Consider the following 20,969-nt stretch of genomic DNA (forward strand, 5'->3'; position numbering starts at 1 on the left):
GCACACCCCCTGACGGCGGCGCCCCTGCCGGTACCGACGCACCGGCAGGAAAGCGAGCCGAACCCGGCGAGAACGTGATCGGGGTTACAGCTACCACCACCCGCACCGGCGACGGCGCGAGAAGGAGAACAAGCTGATCACCTGCCCGCGCTCACGGGGCGCAGGAGGTGAGCTCCGGACGCGGGGGCGTGCCGGTCCGGGCGCCCAGGAAGAGGCTCGCGCAATCGGCCATGAAGCGCGGGTTCTCCTCGGGGACGAAGTGCCCGCTGTCGGGTGCCACCACCGTGCGCACGTCGTCGGCGACCTGGCGGAGCGAGTCCGCGACTCCCGGCCCGAAGGAGTACTGACCGCCGATCCCCAGCACCGGCATGGGCAGCCGCTTCGCCACGTTGGCCTTGTTGTTCTCCGCGTCCGCGGCGAACGCCCGGTAGTACTCGTACCCCGCGGTCCGCCTGGCCGGATCCGCGTAGGCCCGGTAGTACGACTCGCGATCCACCGCGTCCTTGCGGTAGCTGAAGTCGAACATCATCCCGAGGTAGGTGCTGACGTCGTCGTTGTCCATGATCCGCTCGGGGATCGGCGCGGGGGACATGTTGAACCGGAAGTGCCAGCTCACCCCGTAGAGCTCCTCGAGACCGAAGCCGGACAGCGGCGACTCGATCATGGCGAGCCGGGTCACCTCGCCGGGGAAGTCACGGGCCCAGGGGTAGGCGATCAGGACGCCGAGGTCGTGACCGACGATCGCCACCCGGTCGAATCCCAGCTGGCGCACGGCCTGGCGCACCCGTCGCGCGGTGGTGACCTTGTCGTAGCCGCCGGCCGGCACGGCCGAGTCGCCCAGCCCCGGCAGGTCCACGGCGATCACGGTGTGATCGCGGGCGAGCTCGGGCATCAGCGGGCGCCACATCAACCACGTCTGCGGCCAGCCGTGCAGGAGCACGACGGCCGGTCCGGACCCGCCGATGACGTAGTGAACGTCGCCGCCCTCCACGACGACCTTGCCGTGCCTGAACCCGGGGGCGAAACGCGCCGGGCCCTCCGCGGGCTCCTTGGCCGTCGCACTCGCGCCCGCACCGGCGGTCATGCCGAACACGGCGACCAGGGCGACGAACGCGCCGACGGTGGCCCGCCACAGTCTCCTGGTACGCGACCCCGCTCCCGGCGCCCGCCCGGCTGTTTCCTCCAGTGGCATATGTGTTTCCCTTTCCCGAGCACACGATCGCGGGGCGGCCGGCCTGTGTGGCCCACTGTTCGCGGAATCGGCCGCTCACCGACGAGCACGGCCATGACGAGAGCCGCGGGCACGCGGCTCTGCCGGCGTCAGATGATCGATTGCAGCCTGCACGACCTGAAGTCGCGCGGGCTTCTCCCGTCGTGCTCTCTGAGGGACAGGCCGTCGTGCTTTCTTGCGGAAAAGGAAGGAGCGGCCATCCCCGCACCGCGCACTCGATCGGCGGGGTCAGGCCCGGTTTCGTTCGCGCCCGGCAGCGATCCGTCGAATCCCCCGGGCGATCAGCCAGGTCTCCGCGGCGAACATCGGCAACGCGAGCAGCGGTCCGAGCAGGACCGCTTTATCCAGCGTGGATGACCCGCCACAGTCGAGTACGCCGCCTTGCTCGTAGAGGCCGCACTGGACGCCCCGGATCAGCCACATCGCCACGAGCCAATCCGCGATCCCGAGTGACATCAGTGCCACGGCGGCCGGCGGCACGAGATATACGGCGATGTTCTCTCTCGACGTGGTCGCCCGGACCGGAACGCGTTCACGATGCCGGCCCACCGGTTCCCGGATCACGACATCAGTCAATCAGGCACTTGTGCGGCGCCCGTGGAGAGATCGTGAAGAATTCCACCACCCGGCACCCGAGAGGAGCCGAGCAGGACGGCCGGTGGGCCGACACCGAAACGACAGAGGGAGGACAACGCCCGCTCCTCCGGCCGCAGGAAGCGGGCGTCTCTCCAGATATGACATCTCCTGATTCTCCGGATAAAGGGGAATCACGAGTGAGGGCTCACACGCTAACGGGCTTCGGACTCGACCTTCGGAAGGATCGCTTACCGGTTAATAACGATCGGCCTACGACCCCGTCACGTACGACCGGTCCGCAGCGGCGACCATCAGAGCAACGGGGCGGCGGACCGCACTCAACCCGCTGCGGCAAGATGGGTGCATGGCGGCGAAGGACGGCGACGGCTGGGCCCTGTGCGCGCTGGGACACCAGCACTGGGGGCTGTACGGCGCCGCCGGCCTGCTCACCGTGCACCACACCCTCGACGGCATGCCGTACGTGCTGATGCAGAAGCGGGCCTGGTGGAGTCATCACGGCGGGACGTGGGGGCTGCCGGGCGGCGCGTGCGACAGCCATGAGGACGCCATCACCGGCGCGCTGCGCGAGGCGCAGGAGGAGGCGGCGCTGGACGCCGAACTCGTCCGGGTGCGCGGGCTCTACGTCGACGACCACGGCGGCTGGTCGTTCCAGACGGTGATCGCCGAGGCCGGGGGGCTGCTCGACGCCGCGCCCGCCAACGGCGAGAGCGCCGACATGCGCTGGGTGGCGGCCGACGAGGTCGCGTCGAAGGAGCTTCATCCGGGCTTCGCCGACTCGTGGCCGAGGATCCGGCCCGCGCTGAGCCCGGTGGTCGTCGTCCTCGACGTGGCCAACATCGTCGGCGCGCGCGCCGAGCACGGCTGGTGGAACGACCGCGCCGGCGCCGCGAACCGCCTGCTCAACGAGCTGATCCCGCTCTGCGGGCAGGGCCTCGGCGAGATGCCGGAGGGCGTTCCCGCGCTGTCCCGGTGGTTCCCGCGCATGGTCGCGGTGCTCGAAGGGGCGGCGGCCGGCGCCGCCGACCCGGGGCCGGTGACCGGTGACCTGACGGTCGTGGTCGCCGGCGGCAGCGGGGACGACGCGATCGTGGACGCCGTGCGCGGCATGCGGCCATGGGAGACCGCCCTCGTCGTCACCGCCGACCGAGGGCTGCGCGAGCGGGTGACGGCCCTCGGCGCCCTGGTGGCCGGCCCGCGCTGGCTACTCAAGCAGCTCTAGGGTCCTTTATACCTTTCGTCCCATTCTGGGCAGAAAGAACCTTGTGAGCCTGCGCTACCGCCGACTGGCCGCCACCTGGACCGTGACCGTTCCGATCCTCGCCGTGGCGGTGCTCGCGCTGGCGTGGGGACGGAGCATCCCACCCGTCGTCGTGGTGATCGCCGCGCTCTTCCTCGCGAGTTCGGTGCTCGCGGCCGTGCACCACGCCGAAGTCATCGCCCATCGCGTGGGTGAGCCGTTCGGCTCGCTCGTGCTCGCCGTGGCGGTCACGGTGATCGAGGTGGCGCTGATCCTCAGCCTCACCGTGTCGGGCGGGCCGGCCGCGGCGTCGCTCGCCCGCGACACGGTGTTCGCCGCCGTGATGATCACCTGCAACGGGATCGCCGGCCTGTCGCTCCTGGTCGCGGCGCTGCGGCGGCGGGTGGCGGTGTTCAACGCGGAGGGCACGGGAGGCGCGCTCGCCACCGTCGCCACCCTGGCGACGCTGAGCCTCGTCCTGCCGACGTTCACCACCAGCAAGACCGGACCCGCCTTCTCCCCGGCCCAGCTCGCGTTCGCCGCGTTCGCCTCGCTCGCGTTGTACGGCCTGTTCGTGCTCACCCAGGCCGTACGGCACCGCGAGTACTTCCTGCCGGTCGAGCCCGGCGGCGATGCCGCGGACGGGCACGCCGGCCCGACGACCACGCGGGCGGCCACGGCCAGCCTGGCGTTGCTGCTGACCGCGCTCGTCGCGGTGGTCGGCCTGGCGAAGGTCGAGTCGCCCGCCATCGAGACGGCCGTACGCGCCGCCAGCCTGCCACAGGCGGTGGTGGGCGTCGTGATCGCGCTGCTGGTGCTGCTGCCGGAGACGCTCGCCGCCGTACGCGCGGCCCGGCGCGCGCGGGTCCAGGTCAGCCTGAATCTCGCCTTCGGCTCGGCGATGGCCAGCATCGGGCTCACCATCCCGACCATCGCCGCGGCGTCGCTGTGGGTGAAAGGCCCGCTGCTGCTCGGACTCGACGCGACGCACATCGTGCTGCTCGGGCTGACGATCGTCGTGGCGACGCTGACCGTGGTGCCCGGCCGGGCCACCGTCCTGCAGGGGGGCGTGCACCTCACGCTGCTCGCCGCCTTCCTGCTCCTCGCCGTGAGCCCGTGAGCCCGTGAGCCCGTGAGCCCGTACGCACCCGAGCCCCGAAAAGCCCGATGCGCGGAGATCGTCCGGCGCGTAGGGTGCGAAACGTGAAATGGCGACATTGACGCTCACCTGAACGGGCCCTCGCGGCCCGCCTGTACGCGTACGCGTTCCTGGAGGACTTCGTCGTCCTCTATCCGGTGTACGCCCTGCTGTTCGCCGAGAACGGGCTCTCCCCCGCCCAGATCTCCTCGCTGTTCGTGATCTGGTCCGTCACCGGCTTCGTGCTGGAGATCCCGTCCGGTGTGTGGGCCGACCTCGTCTCGCGGAGAGCGCTGCTCGCCGTCGCGCCCCTCCTGACGGGCACGGGGTACGCCCTGTGGACGCTCGCCCCCTCCTACTGGTCGTTCGCGCTGGGCTTCGTGCTGTGGGGCGCCGGCGGCTCCCTGCGTTCGGGCACGCTCCAGGCCCTGGTGTACGAGGAACTCGGCCGGTCGGGTGCGACCGGCCGCTTCCCGTCGCTAGCCGGACGGGCGGCCGCCCTCGGCACGACGGCGGTGATGGCCGCGACCGCGCTGGCGGGGCCCGTGCTCGCCGTGGGCGGCATGCGCGCGGCGGGCCTGGCCAGCGTGCTCGTGACGCTGCTCGGAGCCGCCGTGGGGCTGTCGTTCCCCGAGTCGCGCGGCGACCGCGACCGGTCGGGCGGCGCCGGTGGATACTTGGCCGTCCTGCGCGACGGCCTGGCCCAGGTGCGCGCGGGTCCCGCGGTCCGCCGCGCGATCGTGGTCCTGTCGGCGACGTCGGTCGCGGGGGCCATGGACGAGTACGTCCCCCTGCTCACGGAGGCGACGGGGGTGCCCACCGGGCGGGTTCCCCTGCTCGTCCTGCTGGTGAGCGCGGGCGGCATGGTCGGCGGGTGGTTCGCCGGGCGGGGGCGGGGCGTCCTCGCGCCGGCCCTGGTGACCGCCGCCGTCTGCATGGCGGCCGGCGCCGTCGGAGCGTCCGCGGGCCGACCGGAGGCGCTCACGCTGGTGGCCGTGGCCTTCGGCCTGTTCCAGTGGGCGACGGCGGCACTGGAGGCGAGGCTGCAGGAGGGGATCTCGGACGGCGCGCGGGCCACGGTCACGTCGATGGCCGGGGTCGGCACCGAGATCGTCGCCCTGACGGTCTACGGCGGTTACGCGGCCGGGTCGGCGTGGACCGGCCCCGGACCGCTGTTCGCCGTCGCGGCGGCGCCGTACCTGGTGATCGCCCTCGCCGTACGCCGGAGACGGCCGTGACCGGCGTGAGAGGCCGGAGCCCCTCACGCCGGTCAGACGGTCGTCAGCCGCGGGTCCACTTCTGGTTGGCCCCGCCGGTGCAGTCCCACAGTTGGAGGCGTGCGCCATTGGCCGGGTTCACGTCCGCGATGTCCACGCATCGGTTCGCGGGGATGTTGACGAGGTCGCCGGCCGGGCTGAGCGTGAAGCGCTGGGCGCCGGTGCCGTTGCACGTGTAGAGCTGGATCGGCGTGCCGTTGGCGGTGCCGGCCGCCGCGGCGTCCATGCACTTGCCCATCGCGCGGACCGTGCCGTCGCCGTTGATCGTCCACTGCTGGGCGGCGGTGCCGTTGCAGTCGTACATCTGCAGCCGGGCGCCGTCCACGGGGTTGGCGCCCGGGATGTCGACGCAGCGGCCGTTCAGGCTGGACTTCAGCGCGCTCCCGGTCCCGCCTCCCCCGTCGCTGGTCCACGCGGAGACGCGGACCCAGTCGACCAGCATGGTCTGCGGGAACGACGTGGTGGAGTCGGGGTTGCCCGGCCAGTTGCCGCCGACCGCGACGTTCAGGATCATGAAGAACGGGTGGTCGAACACCCACTGGTTGCCGCGGATGTCGGCCGGCGTGACGCGGAAGTACTCCGAGCCGTCGAGGTACCAGACGATGAGGTTCGGCGACCAGTCGACCCGGTAGGTGTGGAAGGCGTCGCCGAGCGGCGCGCCGATCGTCCGGTTACCGCCCACGCCGCCGCCGCCGGAGTAACCGGGGCCGTGCACGGTGCCGTAGACGGTGTTGGGCGCCTTGCCGACGTTCTCCATGATGTCGATCTCGCCGGTGTTCGGCCAGTTGCCGCCGCCGAGCATCCAGAAGGCCGGCCAGATGCCCTGTCCCTTGGGAATCTTGATGCTCGCCTCGAAGCGGCCGTACGCCTGGCTGAACTTGTCGGCGGTCAGGATGCGGCCCGAGGTGTACTGACAGGTGCCGTAGTGGCACTGGTAGTTGGACGGGTTCTCCCGCCGGGCGGTGATGGCCAGGTGTCCCTGCCCGTCGTGGTACACGTTGCGGGTGGAGTTCGTGTAGTACTGCAACTCGTTGTTGCCCCAGCCGCTGCCGCCCACGTCGAACTTCCACTTGGCGCCGTCGATCGGCGTTCCCGCCGCGGCGTTGAACTCGTCCGACCAGGTGACGGGGCCGATGGCGGCCTCGGCGCGGTCGGCGCCCGCGCCGGCCACCAGACCGCCGGTCAGGCTGACGACCATGGCCGCGGCCATGATGAGGAGCCGGGGTTTGCGCATGGAGATCTCCGGTTGGTGGGGGGATGCCAGCAGGATCTCCGGCCCGCGCCGCCCGCAGGCCTGGGGGCGCCGCGTGCCGGTGTCCAGCGCTTCACGCAAGCTTTGAAGCTTGAATTAAGATGCAACACCCTTGCCACATGGGGTGTCAATAGGACGGTTTCTTTTTGACTACCTGGTGTCAGCCCAATCCGGGGACGTGCCGGCGCGGCCGTACGCCGGACTGCCGTACGGGGAGGCGGTAGGTCTCGCCGCGCATGAGGTAGTGGACCAGGTGCGACAGCCCGGCGTCCCGGACGTGCTGCTGGAAGTCCCTCAGTGGGGAGGCGAACGCCGCGTAGTCGTCGTAGTGGACGGGCAGGGCCGACTCCGGCTGCATCAGCCTGAGCCACTCCACCCCCTGCGCGCCGTCCATGGTCACCGTGAGGCCGAGGATCCGCGTGCCGCCGAGGTGGACGATGCCGACGTCGATGTCCGGGAAGCGGCGCGGGATCTCCGACAGGCAGTCGTCCATGATCGTGTCGCCGCTGATGTGCAGGCGCAGGTCCACCTCGCCGGCGTGGGCGAAGTCGAGCACGCTCCCCATCACCGGCGGCATCAGCGAGTTCGCCGGGCCCGGCGCGTGTCGCGCGGGCGTGGCCGTCACCGTGAGCGTGCCGTCCCCGTGGCGCTCGTGGTGGTACTCCCACGACTCCAGTCCGACGGCGTGGTAGAACCCCTGGCGGCGGAGCCGGGCCGCCGCATGGCGGGTGGTGACGATCGGCAGGTCCTTGTCGAGGCCGTTCCTGGCGATCCTGTCCCAGTGGTCGCCGTGCATGTGCGACAGCACGACCAGGTCCAGCGGCGGAAGCTCCGTGACCTTCATCGCGGGCTCGGTGCGGCGGCGGGTGCTCAGCCCCCAGCCGAGATGGGCCCGCTGCCCCTGGTGCAGGAAGTTCGGATCCGTCAGCAGGGTGAACCCGTGAGAACGGATGATCATGGTGGCGTTTCCCACGAAGAACACGGTCGCGTCCGCTGGATCGGGCATGACGCCTCCCCTCTCCCAGACCTTCAGGCTACGTAAACCACCACAAATCACCCGAAAGCGGGGGGTGGTTACCCACGGACGAGCGAGAACCCGAGCTGGGAGTACAGCTCCAGCAGATCGAAATAGTCCCGGTGGGCGATGACGAGCCCGTCCTTCGCGTGGCACGCCCCACAGCCGCGGACCGTGATCCGCCGGCCGCTCGCACTCGCGACACCGCCGTCGGGCAACGGGAAGGGCCCGGTGTGCGTGCCCGTCATCGTCCACTCGCTGAAACCCGGATCGGCGCACTCCACCCTGTTCCAGACCGTCATGGCCATGTCGGTGAAGCCCTTGAACAGGTTCTCCCAGTATCGGACGATCTGCTCGCGCCCCACGTTGTCTCCGAGCGGGGTGGACAGGACGGCGTCGTCGTCGTAGCACGCCGACAGCCGATCCAGGTCATGACCGTTCACCGCGTTCAGCACGCGGTCCGCGAGCTGCCGGCCGTCAGGCATGCGGATCACCCCCCAGGGCGTACACCCACGGTAGCGCCGCCACGGCAAAGGACGTCCGCAGGAGACGCAACACCGCAGGATGCAACGCGCGCAACGGCTGGGTGCTCAACCTCGCGGCGATCCCGAAGGAGTGAGCGCGCGGGACTCCGGCGCGCCCGGGCTCCGTCCGGCGTCCGCCCGGTCACGCGGGCCGTACGGCGCGGGCCAGGGTGACCGCGCCCGCCGCGCCGGCGGCCGTGGCCAGCGCGAGCCACCAGGCGGTCGTCCCCATCGCCTCCGGCACCGGCGGGTCGGCCAGGGAGAGGAACACCGTGCCGAACACGGCCACGCCGCTGAGCTGGCCCAGCTGCATGGCCGTGGTGAGCAGGCCGCTCGCGTCGGCGGCGCGGGCCGGCGGCACGTGGACCAGGGCGTGGGTGAGCAGGCTGATGGAGACGCCCAGGCCCGCGCCGTACACCAGCAACGCGGCCCACATCACGGGGCCGCCGGTCGCCGAGACGGCCAGGCCCGACGTGCCGAGAACGCCGAGCGCCAGCCCGGCCGGCGGCAGCAGATGGTGGATCCGCCCCGGCAGCCTGCGCCAGTAGAAGCTGCCCAGACCGAACGCCACCGCCATGGGCAGGAACGTGAGCCCGGCCCGCAGCGGGCTCTCCCCGAGGCCGCTCTGCAGGTGCACGGCGAAGGTGAACAGGAACCCGCCGTAGGCGACCATCAGCGCGATCAGCGTCGTCAGGCCCGAGGGCATGCCGGTCGCGCGCAGCACGTCCAGGTTCAGCAGCGGGTCGCCGCCCCGGGCCGCCGTACGGCGCTGGGACACGACGAACACGGCGGCGAGCGCGATTCCCGCGACGATCGACGCGTACGTCCACCACGGCCAGCCGGCCTCCCGGCCCAGCACGAGCGGCAGCACGACCAGGAGCATGGCGGGCAGCACGAGCGCGAGACCCCGCAGGTCGAGGCGGCGCCACCCGCGCGGCCGGCCCGCCGGCGCGTCCGACCGCGCGTCCGACCGCGCATCCGGCGGGGCGTCCGAAGGCACCAGCCGGGGCACCGCGACCGTCAGCAGGACGCCCACGGGGACGTTCACGAGGAACACCGGCCGCCATCCGGCGCCGGCCAGGTCGGCGCTCACCAGCACCCCGCCCAGCGCCAGCCCGGCGACCGAGCCGGCCGACAGCACCGCGGCGTACGCGCTGAGCGCCGTGGCCCTGGCCCTGCCGTCGAACCGGGTCTGGATCACGCTGATTATCTGCGGGACCATGACCGCCGCCGCGGCGCCCTGGACGAACCTGAAGGCGATCAGCGTCCCGATGCCCGGCGCGAGCCCGCACAGCAGCGAGCCCGCGGTGAAGCCGGCGACCCCGATCACGTACATGCGGCGCCTGCCGTACAGCTCGCCGAGCCGGGCACCGGTGATCAGCAGGGCCGCGTACGCGACGATGTAACCGCCGACGACCAGTTGCAGGGCGGCTCCGGACGCCCCCAGGTCGGCGCCGATCCGGGGGATCGCCACGTTGACGATGTAGAGGTCGAGCAGCCCCATGAACTGGCCGGTGAGCAGCACCGCCAGCATCGGCCAGGGCCGTACGGCACGCACCGGGGCAGGGTGGACGGTATGGCTGGTTGTCACTGTCTGTCCTTCCGCAGTGGGGGTTCGCCGGTACCTACCGCCGCCGGGCGGAGAACTCATCGATGAGTTCCGCCGGGCGCGGCGGTAGATACCGGTGACGGCGACGCGACGCGGGAGAGCACATGTGGAGTGACGAGGAGTTCGAGCGGATCACCGGGCCGCACCGGCGTGAGCTGATGACGCACTGCTACCGGATGCTGGGCTCGGTGCACGACGCGGAGGACCTGCTGCAGGAGGTCATGCTGCGGGCGTGGCGGGCGTCGGGCGACTACGACGGGCGGCGGGCCTCCCCGCGCACCTGGCTCTACCGCATCGCGACCAACGCCTGCCTCACGGCACTGGAACAGCGCGGCCGCCGGGCCCTGCCCTCGGGCCTCACCGGTCCCGGCGACGACCCGGAGGCCGGGCCGCAGCGGCGGCTGCCGGAGGTGACCTGGCTGGAGCCCATCCCCGACGCGCTGGTGGACCCCGCCGCGATCGTCGCGTCCCGGGGTGGGATCCGGCTGGCGTTCGTCGCCGCCCTGCAGCACCTGCCGCCGCGGCAGCGGGCGGTGCTCATCCTGCGCGAGGTGCTGGCGTGGCGGGCGAGCGAGGTCGCCGACCTGCTGGAGACCTCGGTCCCCGCCGTCAACAGCGCGCTGCAACGTGCCCGCGCCCAGCTCGGCAAGGTGGCCCCGGCGGAGGACGACCTCCTCGAACCGGACGACCCCGCCTGCCGCGAGCTGCTCGACGCGTACGTCGCGGCGTTCGAGAAGGCCGACGTCGACGCCCTGGAGCGGCTGCTGCGTGCGGACGCCGTGCTGGAGATGCCGCCGTTCCTGTCGTGGTTCTCCGGCCGGGAGGCCTTCGGCCGCTTCATCCGCTGGGTCTGCGCCCGGCGCGGCCCCTGGCGGATGGTGCCGGCGCGGGCCAACGGTCAGGCCGCACTCGCCGCCTACGCCGACGGCGGCGACGGCGTCCTGCGGGCCCACTCACTCCAGGTCCTCACGATCGGCGAGGACGGCATCGCGCGGAACGTCGTGTTCGGGAGTCCCGGCCTGTTCACCGTCTTCGGGCTCCCGGCCAGGCTCTAACCGAGGAAGGCCAGCACCTCGCGGATGAAGGCGTCGGGGGCGTTCTCGTGCACCAGGTGCCCGGCCGGGATCGTGACGTGCGCGGCGCCGGGGACGCGGCGGGCCATCTCGGCGACCCGATCCTGGGGGATGTGGCTGTCCGGCCCGCCGCCGATCACGAGCGTGCGCGCGGTGATCCGGCCCAGCCGCTCCAGCCACGCCGGGTCGGGCCGGTCGATCTCGGGCCTGATCGCCGTGACCATCGCCCAGTCGAACGGCAGGGGCCCCTCCGGGCGTACGAGCGGGGGCGGCTCACGCGGCACGGGGATCGGGACGTCCTCCAGGATCAGCGTCCGCACCCGGTCCGGCCGCTCGGCGGCGAGCAGGTAGGCCACGAGGCCGCCCATCGAGTGCCCGATCACGTCCACCGTCCCCAGCGACAGCGCGTCGAGGAAGGCGAGGACGTCGTCGCGCATGAGTTCAAGCCCGTAGGTCCCCGGCCGTTCGCTGGCGCCGTGGCCGCGCAGGTCGAGGGCGTACACGTGCCGGTGGGCGGCCAGAGCCGGCGCGACGCCCGCCCAGTCGGCCATGCCCTCGCCCAGCCCGTGCAGCAGGACCAGCGGCACGCCGCCCTCCGGCCCGTACGTCCGGTACGCGATGCGAACGCCGTTCGCCTGAACCGACGCATGATCCGTCACATCGTCACGATAGCCACCGAAAACCCCTATGGGAGCATCAGGCACTCCAAGTAGCATGACGCCGAAAACGGGATCACCGTTGATCACGGATACGGCCGATCCCGCATGCCGGGTGGCCGGAGGGCTGCTCGTACGCGGGAGGTCGGGTGTCCGCACTGCGGCGCGAATTCTGGGCGCCGGTCGCGCTCTCCTATGTCACCTTCATCCTGGTCGGTCTCAGCTCCGGCGTCGGCGGGGTGCTGCTGCCGGCGCAGATGGACGACTACGGCCTCGACAAGGCCACGATCGGCACCCAGTTCTTCGCCTTCTCCGCCGGGTTCATGCTGTCCGGCTCGACCGCGGGCCCGCTGATCCATCGCCTCGGGATCCGGGCCTCGCTCATCCTCGGCGGCGGCACGTTCGCGCTGGCCGGTCTCTTCACGGCCGTGCGCCCGCCGTTCCTGGCCTTCCTGGTGGCCCAGATCGTGGCCGGGTACGGCACGGGCATCTTCGAATCGGTGCTGAACGCCTACCTCACCGACCTGCCCGGGGCGACGACGCTGCTCAACCGCCTGCACGCGTTCTTCGGCGTCGGCGCGCTGCTCGGGCCGCTGCTGGCCACCGGGATCCTGACCTTCCTGCCCTGGACGGCCGTGTGGCTGGTCCTGGCCCTGGTCTGCCTGCCGCTGCTGATCGGCTTCTATCTGACCCTGCCCGCCCGGGAGGCCCCGCCGCCGGCGGCGCCCGCGGGGGAACACGCCGTGCCCGCGACCGGCGGGCTGCTGGCCACCGCCTCGCGGCAGCCCGCCGTCGTGCTGGGCGCGGTGTTCCTCGCCGTGTACGTCGGCCTCGAGATCAGCGTGGGCAACTGGGGGTTCAGCTTCCTGGTCGACGAGCACGGGCAGAGCGACCTGCTGGCCGGCTACACCGTCTCCGGTTACTGGCTCGGGCTCACCCTGGGCCGCTTCCTGATCAGCCCGATCGCCACCAGGCTCGGCCTGACCGCGACCGGGATGACCTTCGTCTGCCTGGCCGGGGTCACCATCAGCACGGCGATGGCCTGGCTCGTGCCGGGCGCCGTAATGGCCAGCATCAGCTTCGTGCTGCTCGGCTTCTGGCTCGGGCCGGTCTTCCCCACCACGATGGCCGTGGCGCCGCGGCTCACCGTGGCCCGGCTGGTGCCCACCGCCATCGGGCTGATCAACGGGGTGTCGGTGGTCGGCGGCGCGGTGTTCCCCTGGCTCGCCGGGGCGATCGCCCAGGGGGTCGGCGCCTGGACGCTGCCGCCCTTCGCCCTGGTGCTGGCCGTGCTGCAGCTGGTCATCTGGTGGCTGGTGTCCACCCGCCTGACCCCGGCCCCCGCGCCGGCGGTCAGCGGCGTCCCCTCGCGGGATCAAGGGGCGATATAGGGTCGTCGGGGTGACGGTAAACGACACCCGGGGGAATCGAATGGACCGAGAGCTCACCCTGATGGCGGTGCACGCCCACCCCGACGACGAGGTGATCGGCACCGGCGGCATCCTCGCGAGATACACCGCCGAGGGCGTCCGTACGGTGCTGGTGACCTGCACCAACGGGGAGCAGGGGGACGGCCCCGGCGGGGTGAAGCCGGGCGAGCCCGGCCACGACGACGCCGCCGTCGCCGAGCGACGGCTGGCCGAGCTGAGCGAGTCGGTCGCCCACCTCGGCATCTCGCACTTGGAGCTGCTCGGCTACCGCGACTCCGGCATGGACGGCTGGGAGGGCAACGGTCACTCCGACGCGTTCGCCAACGTCCCGGTCGAGACGGCCGCCGCCCGGCTCGCCGAGCTGATGGAGCGCTACCGCCCGCAGGTGATCGTCACCTACGACGAGAACGGCAACTACGGGCACCCCGACCACATCCAGGCCCACCGCATCGCGGTCGCGGCGGCCGAGATGACCGGCATTCCCGACAAGCTCTACTACACCGCCGTGCCGCGCGAGGGCATCCGGCAGATGTTCGAGTTCATGCGGGCCAACGGCATGACGCCGGACGACTTCGAGCTTCCCGACGACTTCGGCACGCCCGACGAGCTCATCACCAGCGTCGTAGACGTCTCGCCGTACGTGGAGAACAAGCTGAAGGCCCTGCAGGCGCACGCGAGCCAGGGCGAGAACATCCCCTTCCTGAGGATGCCGCCGGAGACCACGCACCAGGTCTTCTCGCGCGAGTACTTCATCCGGAAGACCTGCCGGGTGGACGCGCCGGCCCACGAGGACGACCTGTTCGCCGGCCTGCGCGACTGAGCGGCTCAGCCCGGGACGCCCTCGCGCATGAGTGCGACGTAGCCCTCCTCCAGCGACGGCTGGACCGGGACCGCCGCCGGGTCCGGCCTGGCCTGACTGACCACGCGGTAGCGCGTGCCGTCGGGCCCGCCGACCGCCGACACGACCACGCCGGTGGCCGGGGGCGTCCCGCGGGTGACGACCTCCCACGTCGCGCCCTGGGCACGGTCGACGATGCCGGTCACCGGGCCGGTGAACACCACCCGGCCCGCCGCCATGACGGCGGCCTCCTGGCAGGTCTGCGCCACGTCCTCCACGATGTGGGTGCTCAGCAGCACGGTCCGGTGCCCCGCGATCTGGGCGAGGAGCGTACGGAAGCGGATGCGCTCCTCGGGGTCGAGCCCGGCCGTCGGCTCGTCCACGACGACCAGCGCGGGGTCGCCGAGCAGGGCCTGGGCGATGCCGACGCGCCGCCGCATGCCGCCGGAGAAGCCCTTGAGCCGTCGCCCCGCGACGTCGGCCAGCCCCACCATGTCGAGCAGCTCGCCGATCTGGCGGCGCCGGGCCGTGTCGTCGTCCAGGCCCTTGAGCAGCCCGATGTAGTCCAGGAACTCCTGGGTCGTGAGGTCGGGATAAAGGCCGAGGTCCTGCGGCAGGTAGCCCAGCCGCCGCTGCACGGCCAGCCGTCCCGCCCGCGTGGTGAGGTCGTGGCCGCCGACCAGCACCCGCCCGCCGGTCGGGGACAGCACCCCGGCCAGGATGCGCATCAGGGTGGTCTTGCCCGCGCCGTTCGTGCCCAGCAGGCCGAACATCCCTCCGGGGACCTCGAGATCGACGCCGCGCAGCGCCTCGACCCGTCCGAACCGCCTGCGCAGCCCGCTGATCATGATGTCCATGGTCTTCCTTCTCTTTCAGGACGACGTACGGCGGGTCATCAGGGGGCCCGCGAACGCGAGGGGCAGGGAGGCGAGCACGATCAGCAGGACGACGCTGAGCAGCGCCGCGCCGCCGCCCGGCTCGGGACGCAGGAACGAGAGCCAGCCGGAGTCGCCCGCGTAGAGGGCCTTTCCGCCGATGAGCCAGCTCGCCGGATAGTCGCCGATCGGCGTCAGCAGCGTGCCCGTCAAGGACGGCAGGTAGTTGGGGCCGAGCATGTTCCCCCAGAACCAGTAGCCCGCGAACAGCACCCGGAACAGCGGCGCCGAGATGACCAGCGGGCAGACGAGCGCGAAGGCCGCCACGAAGGCCAGGCCCGGCAGCAGCACCACGGCGAACGCCACGACCGCCCAGCCGAAGAGCGCGAGATCGCCCCGGTGGACGAACTCTCCGGCGGCGGCGACGAGGAGCACCAGCAGGCCGGGGACCGATGTCGCGGCGACGGACCCGGCGTACTTCCCGGCGACCAGCGCGCCCGTGCGGGCGGGCAGGCTGGCGAGCAGCGACGCGGCGCCGATCCGCTGGTCGCGGACCAGCCGGTCGGCCAGCACCATGCCGAACCCGATCGGCAGCAGCATGGAGAACAGCAGCGCCCATGAGGCCATGACCTCGGCGGCGCCCGTGCCGGCCGGCAGGTGACGCGGCCCCCGGTCGCCCTGCGCGACGGCGATCAGCACGGCCAGGCCGGCCGTGCTCACCCACAGGGACCGCTTGCGGATCTGCATGCGGAACTCGTACCGGCACACGGCGGACAAGCGCGACCTCATACCTCTTCCTCCGTCAGGAGCCGCTCCGGCCGGCGCAGCAGCAGGAGCGCGGTCGTGATGAACAGGACGCCGCAGGCCGCGAGCACGGCGCGGTTCGTTCCCCAGCCGTCGGCGACCCCCGCCCGGCTGGTCATGAACAGGAAGAACGGGCGCGACCAGGCGCCGGTGGCCAGCGCAGCGGCGAAGAGCTGCTGGCACAGCCACACCACGGCGACCGTCGTGGTGGCGAGCACGACGCTGCGGCCCAGGACGGCGACGATCAGGGCCAGGCCGGTGAGCCCGAGCAGCGGCGACGCCCAGACCAGGACCGACGCGAGGGGCGACTGCGGCCCGGTCCAGGCGCCGGTGAGCCGCAGCACGGTCGAGAAGAGCACCGACAGCACCGCGCCGATTCCCGCGACGACGCCGAGCCTGCGGCCGAGCGTGCCCGGATAGGCGGCCGGGAGCGCGAGCTGCAGTTCACGGCAGCGGTCCACGCTGACCACCGTGACCGCCGCCATCGCCGCGGCCAGGGGGACGAGCGCCTCGACACCCGACAGGAGCACTCCGTGCACGGACGGCGGGGGCGCGCCGAAACCGGCGCTCGCCACCGCGAGGGCGACGGTCACCAGCAGCGACGCCGGAGCGGCCAGACAGGCCGGCCATCCCGCGCGCCGGGCCTCGTACCGCCACAAGGACGTTGATTTCACGTGAGTGGGTACCGCGCGGGCCGGGACGGTTCACCAAAATCTTGTTCCGCTCAGAAACTCGTCCGCCGCTGAGGCAGGCGCGGCGACAGCAGCACCGCCACCGCGACGAGCGCGGCCGCGCCCATGAGGACACCGGCGCCGGGGGTGCACAACCCCTCGACCGCGGCCGCCACCGCCCGGTCGAGCGCGCCCGTCATGGCGAGCAGCCGGAGCAGCCACAGCGCCGTGGCCGCCCCCACGCCGACCGACGGCCGCCACAGCACCGACAGCGTGAAACTGAGCGCGGACAGCGGCACCAGCGGGCCGAACCACGCCGCCGCGAGACCGAGGAGTCCGGCGACCGGCTCCAGCGGCGCGAGCGCGAGCGTGACGAGCAGGCTCCCCGCGCCGATCACACCGAGCACCAGCGTGAGCCGGGCGAGCAGCACCACCCTGGGCGACGTGGGCGTCGCGGCGACCAGCTCGCCGACCGGCTCCCGGTCCGATCCGCACGCCCCCGCCACGGCGAGCGCCGCGGCGAGCGGGATCACGGCGGCGAGCACCTGCGGCGCCAGCCCCGCCGACGAGACCCGGGCGGCGACCACGCCGCCGACCACGAGCGCGGCCACGGACACCACCCAGACCGGCCACCTGACCAGGGTCCACTGACGGGTCAGCAGGCCGAGGGCCCGACGCCACGGCCGCCGCCCCACCTCGCCCGCGTACCTGGGCACCGTGTATTCGGGCACCGTGTATTCGGGCATGGGGTGCGGCCGGGCCGTCGCCGAAGGCCCGGCCGCACCGACGCGCTCCCGGATCGCGGCGAAGATCGACGGCGCGGGTGCGGCCACCGCGGCGGCCCGCCCGGCGACGGCCGAGCGAACCTTCCCCCACGACTCGGCCTCGGCGGCGCACTCGGCGCACGCCCGCACATGGGCCTCCACGGCCGCCGGGTCCGCGAGGACGCCGGCGGCGTAGTCGGGCAGCAGCTCGGTGGGATGGTTCATCGGCCGGCCTCCTCGACCTCGACGGGCAGGGCGCGGGCCAGCGCGGCCCGGGCGTTGAACAGGCGGCTCTTCACCGTCCCGGGCGGGACGCCCAGCACCTCGGCGATCTCCGCGTGGGACATCTCCGCGGCGAACGCGAGGTCGAGGACCTCGCGGTGCAGCGGGGCCAGTGTCCGCAGCGCCGCGGCGACCGCGGCCGTGTCCGCCCGCGCCAGCGCCACCGCCTGCGGCCCCGGCTCCGGCGACGGCACGCCGAGCGCGTCGTCGAGGGGCCGCGACGCCGGCAGGTGGCCGCGCATCCGCTTGAGCGCCTGGCGGCGGCAGATGCCGAACAGCCAGGTGCGCACCTGCGACCGCTCCTCGAACGCGCCCGCGCCGCGCCACACCGCGATGAACGTCTCCTGGAGCGCCTCCTCGGCCGGCCCGCGCTCGCCGAGGAGCCCTTCCGCGTATGCCAGCAGCGCCCGGGCGTGGCGGGCGTACAACTGCTCGAAGGCGTGCTCGTCACCCCTGGTGACCTGCCGCAACAGCTCCAGATCCGTCGAGTCCATCGTGATGGGTACTGTTCCGGACGCTTAGGTTCACGGCCAAATCGGGTGACTTGGGTCACAGAGACAAGGCGGGGACCGGCGAGAGGCGGCACAGGGAGAACTCGCACCGCCTGCGGTGACTGAAGTGTCCCTGGATCGGCGGCGGCACCGCCCTTACTCTTACGGCGAGAACAGAGGGGAGTATCCCTTCGCGACGGCCTCGTCATCGCGGCGTGAGAGCCCGGGGCCGCCGGTCCGGCCACAGGATGGGCGGGAGAGACCTCTGGTCAGCTTCGCGCTGCCCGGGAGGCCGTTCGTACCGAGTTCTTCGAAACCGTGGGCATGGGGGCGTCGATCGTGCCCGTCGCCGTCGCCGTGGTCGTCGTGGCCGCCGGTCTGACCGCTATCTGGGCGCCGTCGGCCAGGCGTCAGACCCGCGCGGTGCAGGTACTGAAGATCGTCCTGCGGATCCCCTCCCCCACGCGACGGTCTCAGGTGGAGACCCCGCCGAAGACCACGGACCTGGGCGAGTTGCCGCCGTTTCCCGGGCGGGAGAAGTGACGCGTCACGATTGCGACGGGCGAACCGGAGCCGACAGCGTACGCGTGAGCCAGCCGCTGACGAGCTCTCGCACCTGCGCGTCGATCGGCTCGCGCGCCTCACGCTTGTACGCGCGCAGCGACGGCGTCCCCGGCTGCCTGCGCAGGATGTGGCTGAGATCGGGGATCAGGTGGGTCTCGATCGGTCCCGGCACCAGCTCCGCCATGCGGGCGAGATCCCCGGGGTCGACCTGGAGGTCCTTGTCCCCCGTGACGGCCAGCACCGGCGCCTTGATCAGGGCGAGGTCGGCCGCCGGATCGTAGTCCAGGAATTCGCGGGTCCAGCGGGCGTTCACCCGGACTCCGCCGATCCGTGCGACGTCGGTCGTCGTACGGCGGATGCGCTCGTGGTTCTTGGTCACCTTGGTGACCAGGTCGGTGCCGGTGAGGCGCAGCACCGCGCGGACGAACGCCGGCATGGTCGGCGCGAGGCGCGCGGCCTGCCAGCGCAGCGTCTCGGCACCGATCTTGGCGGCGCCGGACAGCAGCACGACCGCCGCCACCGCGGTGTCGTGGGCGGCGAGGTTCGTCGCGATCAGCGCGCCCTCGCTGTGCCCCGCCAGCGCCACGCGGCCCGGGTCGATCTCCGGACGATCGCGGAGCGCGGCCAGCGCGGCCGCGGCGTCGTCCATGTTGTCGCGGAACCCGGCCGCCAGGAAGCCGCCGGTGCTGGCCCCCACCCCGCGCTTGTCGTAGCGGAGTGACGCGATCCCGGCGGCGGCCAGCGCCTCCGCCAGCTGACGGGTCACCCCGAGGGGAAGCCGCCGATGGTCGGAGTCACGGTTCACCGGTCCCGAGCCGGGGACAAGCAGCGCCGCCGGGAAGGGGCCGTCGCCGGCGGGAAGGGTCAGCGTGGCGGCGAGCCGCTCGCCGGCCGAGGTGAAGGTGAGGTCGATGTCGCGCATCGCGCCGGCCCGTCTCAGGCGCCGGTGAGGGCGGCGACCACGGCGCGGGGGTCGTCCACGCCCAGCAGCAGCGAGGCGTAGCCGTGCCCGTCGAGGTGGATCCGCACCGCCGGCTGACCGTTGCGCACGTCGACGAACTCCCTGCCCGCGCGGCTGTGCCAGGTGCCGAGCTTGCGGTGCCCGGGCAGGCCGAGGCCGGTGCGCACGCCCCGGGTCGCGCCGAGCGCATCGTCCACGATCTCGGTCGACCGCACCGCCGTCCGCGGGACACGCAGGTCGGCGCGCAGAGCGGCGGCCTTCTCGACGGCGGAGAGGCGGACTTCGATGGCGTCGGGGGTGATGGTCACGGTGCTCATGGCGTTCCTCGCAGTCGTACTGTGGTGAGGATGATTGTTCTCGATTGTGAGAATGATGTCAAATGTGAGAACGTGGGATCATGACGACGGCCGAGCTGCTGCTGCACCCCATCCGGCTGCGCATCGTCCAGGCGCTCCTGGGCGAGCGGACGCTGACGACGGCCGACCTTCGCGCGGAGCTCCCCGACGTGCCGCCGGCGACCCTCTACAGGCAGGTCGCGGCGCTGGTCGAGGGCGAGGTCCTGGAGGTCGCGGCCGAGCGCAAGGTGCGGGGCACCTTCGAACGGACCTACCGGCTGCGTACGGCCAACGCGAACGTCGGCGCCGAGGAGGCGGCCGGGCTGGGCGCTGAGGAGCATCGCCAGGCGTTCATGACGTTCGTCGCGCTCCTCCTGGCCGACTTCGACCGCTACCTCACCCGGGACGACATCGACCTCGGTCGCGACGGCGTGGGATTCCGGCAGGCGGCCATGTACCTCAGCGACGAGGAGTTCCAGGACTTCCTGCTGGACCTGCGACAGGTGCTCCTGGCCAGGCTCGCCAACCAGCCCGCACCGGGCCGCACCCGGCGCCTCCTGTCCACCATCGTGATGCCGGGCTGAGACAGCGGCCCCAAGTGCCCGTCAAGCACTCCACACGACACGATGGAGACCACGTCAAGACGGTCTCTCTAGCGTCGTCGGCGCAAGGACACGCCTGACGAACGAGGAGAGACACCACATGCGCAAGCTCACGCGAACGGGCGCGGTCGCGGCGATCGCCGCCGCCGCCGCACTCACGGTCCCCGTCGCCCCGGCCTTCGCCGAGGAGACCGTGGTCATGACGAACTCGACCTCCGTCCAGCCGGGGATGACGGTCTACGTGTCGAGGACCTGTCCGTCGACGAAGCCGTATCCGGTGACGACCCGGACCTCGTCCGTCGCCAAGGACACCTGGGACGGGGGTGAGCTGGACTACAAGGGCATCACCGTGAACGGACGCGAGGTGAAGGTGACGTTCTCCAACTCGCAGTCGAAGACGGACAAGTACGCCTCCGCCATCCTGGTGAAGATCGAGGTGCTCTGCTCCAACGTGCGGCACGAGCCCATGACCGGCTTCGAGTTCATGCAGAGCACGAGGATCCCGCCGGGCGGCGACGCCCTGCTCGTGGTGGCCTGCCCGCCCAGCCACCCGCACCTCAGCGGTGCCGACGGGCGGCGCCCCGCCAACGTCAGCATCACGTCGGTCCAGTCCGACGAACATTCGCAGGCGGTCTGGTTCCAGAACGACGACGCCATGCACGAGGGCTGGGCCGAACTCTGGGCCACATGCTCCGCCTAGCCGGCCGGGCCCCGCGTCCCAGGACCCGGCGTCTCAGGTTTCG

General features: G+C 72.2%; 23 protein-coding genes. 9 read left to right on the forward strand and 14 right to left on the reverse strand.

Features of this window, described 5'->3' with window-relative positions:
* Positions 1-151: 151 nt before the first annotated feature.
* Entirely contained in the window at positions 152-1,192 is a 1,041-nt protein-coding gene (locus tag ACWEQG_RS15110; protein ID WP_452284978.1) for an alpha/beta fold hydrolase, read from the reverse strand.
* A gap of 267 nt (positions 1,193-1,459) precedes the next feature.
* Positions 1,460-1,807 carry a hypothetical protein gene (locus ACWEQG_RS15115; protein ID WP_452284980.1) on the reverse strand — a complete coding sequence of 116 codons (348 nt, stop codon included), beginning with the start codon at positions 1,805-1,807 and terminating at the stop codon, positions 1,460-1,462.
* 364 nt (positions 1,808-2,171) lie between these two features.
* Between ACWEQG_RS15115 and ACWEQG_RS15120 the strand changes: the two genes are divergently transcribed.
* From ACWEQG_RS15120 to ACWEQG_RS15130, 3 genes are all read left to right on the forward strand, one after another.
* Positions 2,172-3,047 carry an NUDIX hydrolase gene (locus tag ACWEQG_RS15120; RefSeq protein ID WP_452284982.1) on the forward strand — a complete coding sequence of 292 codons (876 nt, stop codon included), beginning with the start codon at positions 2,172-2,174 and terminating at the stop codon, positions 3,045-3,047.
* 43 nt (positions 3,048-3,090) lie between these two features.
* On the forward strand, positions 3,091-4,185 hold the full coding sequence (locus tag ACWEQG_RS15125) for a calcium:proton antiporter (protein WP_452284984.1): 1,095 nt from the start codon (positions 3,091-3,093) through the stop codon (positions 4,183-4,185).
* Positions 4,186-4,334: 149 nt separating this feature from the next.
* A complete protein-coding gene (locus tag ACWEQG_RS15130) occupies positions 4,335-5,441 on the forward strand; it encodes an MFS transporter (protein ID WP_452285121.1) in 1,107 nt (368 codons plus the stop codon).
* Positions 5,442-5,484: 43 nt separating this feature from the next.
* Here ACWEQG_RS15130 and ACWEQG_RS15135 read toward each other — a convergent pair whose 3' ends face one another.
* The 4 genes from ACWEQG_RS15135 to ACWEQG_RS15150 form a co-directional block, all read right to left on the reverse strand.
* A complete protein-coding gene (locus ACWEQG_RS15135) occupies positions 5,485-6,813 on the reverse strand; it encodes a family 16 glycosylhydrolase (RefSeq protein WP_452284986.1) in 1,329 nt (442 codons plus the stop codon).
* A gap of 79 nt (positions 6,814-6,892) precedes the next feature.
* Positions 6,893-7,738, reverse strand: a complete 846-nt coding sequence (locus tag ACWEQG_RS15140) for an MBL fold metallo-hydrolase (RefSeq protein ID WP_452284988.1) — start codon at positions 7,736-7,738, stop codon at positions 6,893-6,895.
* 68 nt (positions 7,739-7,806) lie between these two features.
* A complete protein-coding gene (locus ACWEQG_RS15145) occupies positions 7,807-8,232 on the reverse strand; it encodes a nuclear transport factor 2 family protein (RefSeq protein ID WP_452284990.1) in 426 nt (141 codons plus the stop codon).
* Between the two features lie 181 nt (positions 8,233-8,413).
* On the reverse strand, positions 8,414-9,862 hold the full coding sequence (locus tag ACWEQG_RS15150; RefSeq protein ID WP_452284992.1) for an MFS transporter: 1,449 nt from the start codon (positions 9,860-9,862) through the stop codon (positions 8,414-8,416).
* Between the two features lie 122 nt (positions 9,863-9,984).
* Here ACWEQG_RS15150 and ACWEQG_RS15155 point away from each other — a divergent pair, with 122 nt between their 5' ends.
* Positions 9,985-10,935 carry a sigma-70 family RNA polymerase sigma factor gene (locus tag ACWEQG_RS15155; protein WP_452284994.1) on the forward strand — a complete coding sequence of 317 codons (951 nt, stop codon included), beginning with the start codon at positions 9,985-9,987 and terminating at the stop codon, positions 10,933-10,935.
* Here the strand turns inward: ACWEQG_RS15155 and ACWEQG_RS15160 are convergent.
* The gene (locus ACWEQG_RS15160) at positions 10,932-11,612 is read right to left on the reverse strand and encodes an alpha/beta fold hydrolase (protein WP_452284996.1); all 681 of its coding nucleotides are present in this window, start codon (positions 11,610-11,612) and stop codon (positions 10,932-10,934) included. The genes ACWEQG_RS15155 and ACWEQG_RS15160 overlap by 4 nt on opposite strands.
* Before the next feature lie 146 nt (positions 11,613-11,758).
* Here ACWEQG_RS15160 and ACWEQG_RS15165 point away from each other — a divergent pair, with 146 nt between their 5' ends.
* Both ACWEQG_RS15165 and ACWEQG_RS15170 read left to right on the forward strand, forming a co-directional pair.
* Entirely contained in the window at positions 11,759-13,000 is a 1,242-nt protein-coding gene (locus tag ACWEQG_RS15165; protein WP_452284999.1) for an MFS transporter, read from the forward strand.
* A gap of 40 nt (positions 13,001-13,040) precedes the next feature.
* Positions 13,041-13,859, forward strand: a complete 819-nt coding sequence (locus ACWEQG_RS15170) for a PIG-L family deacetylase (RefSeq protein ID WP_452285001.1) — start codon at positions 13,041-13,043, stop codon at positions 13,857-13,859.
* Between the two features lie 5 nt (positions 13,860-13,864).
* Here the strand turns inward: ACWEQG_RS15170 and ACWEQG_RS15175 are convergent, their stop codons facing one another.
* The 5 genes from ACWEQG_RS15175 to ACWEQG_RS15195 are packed head-to-tail and all read right to left on the reverse strand — an operon-like array spanning position 13,865 to position 17,767.
* Positions 13,865-14,734 (reverse strand): ATP-binding cassette domain-containing protein, encoded by an 870-nt coding sequence (locus tag ACWEQG_RS15175; RefSeq protein WP_452285003.1) that lies wholly within the window; start codon positions 14,732-14,734, stop codon positions 13,865-13,867.
* 15 nt (positions 14,735-14,749) lie between these two features.
* On the reverse strand, positions 14,750-15,541 hold the full coding sequence (locus ACWEQG_RS15180) for an ABC transporter permease (protein WP_452285005.1): 792 nt from the start codon (positions 15,539-15,541) through the stop codon (positions 14,750-14,752).
* Positions 15,538-16,230, reverse strand: coding sequence for a hypothetical protein (locus tag ACWEQG_RS15185; protein WP_452285007.1), 693 nt, complete (start codon positions 16,228-16,230; stop codon positions 15,538-15,540). Before ACWEQG_RS15185 ends, ACWEQG_RS15180 begins: the two co-directional genes overlap by 4 nt.
* Before the next feature lie 50 nt (positions 16,231-16,280).
* Positions 16,281-17,216: a hypothetical protein gene (locus ACWEQG_RS15190; RefSeq protein ID WP_452285009.1), complete on the reverse strand. Its 936-nt coding sequence runs from the start codon at positions 17,214-17,216 to the stop codon at positions 16,281-16,283.
* Positions 17,213-17,767 carry an RNA polymerase sigma factor gene (locus tag ACWEQG_RS15195; protein ID WP_452285012.1) on the reverse strand — a complete coding sequence of 185 codons (555 nt, stop codon included), beginning with the start codon at positions 17,765-17,767 and terminating at the stop codon, positions 17,213-17,215. The genes ACWEQG_RS15190 and ACWEQG_RS15195 overlap by 4 nt, the downstream gene beginning before the upstream one ends.
* Positions 17,768-18,088: 321 nt before the next feature.
* Between ACWEQG_RS15195 and ACWEQG_RS15200 the strand changes: the two genes are divergently transcribed.
* Positions 18,089-18,307, forward strand: a complete 219-nt coding sequence (locus ACWEQG_RS15200) for a hypothetical protein (protein WP_452285014.1) — start codon at positions 18,089-18,091, stop codon at positions 18,305-18,307.
* A gap of 4 nt (positions 18,308-18,311) precedes the next feature.
* On the opposite strand, the gene ACWEQG_RS15205 is transcribed toward ACWEQG_RS15200, so the two are convergent.
* Both ACWEQG_RS15205 and ACWEQG_RS15210 read right to left on the reverse strand, forming a co-directional pair.
* A complete protein-coding gene (locus tag ACWEQG_RS15205) occupies positions 18,312-19,250 on the reverse strand; it encodes an alpha/beta hydrolase family protein (protein ID WP_452285016.1) in 939 nt (312 codons plus the stop codon).
* Between the two features lie 14 nt (positions 19,251-19,264).
* Positions 19,265-19,606, reverse strand: a complete 342-nt coding sequence (locus tag ACWEQG_RS15210) for a hypothetical protein (protein ID WP_452285018.1) — start codon at positions 19,604-19,606, stop codon at positions 19,265-19,267.
* An 80-nt stretch (positions 19,607-19,686) separates the two neighbouring features.
* On the opposite strand from ACWEQG_RS15210, the gene ACWEQG_RS15215 reads away from it, so the two are divergent.
* Both ACWEQG_RS15215 and ACWEQG_RS15220 read left to right on the forward strand, forming a co-directional pair.
* Entirely contained in the window at positions 19,687-20,208 is a 522-nt protein-coding gene (locus ACWEQG_RS15215) for a helix-turn-helix domain-containing protein (protein WP_452285020.1), read from the forward strand.
* A 118-nt stretch (positions 20,209-20,326) separates the two neighbouring features.
* Entirely contained in the window at positions 20,327-20,926 is a 600-nt protein-coding gene (locus ACWEQG_RS15220; RefSeq protein WP_452285022.1) for a hypothetical protein, read from the forward strand.
* The last annotated feature ends 43 nt before the right edge of the window (positions 20,927-20,969 follow it).

This window comes from Microbispora sp. NPDC004025 (assembly GCF_053604425.1).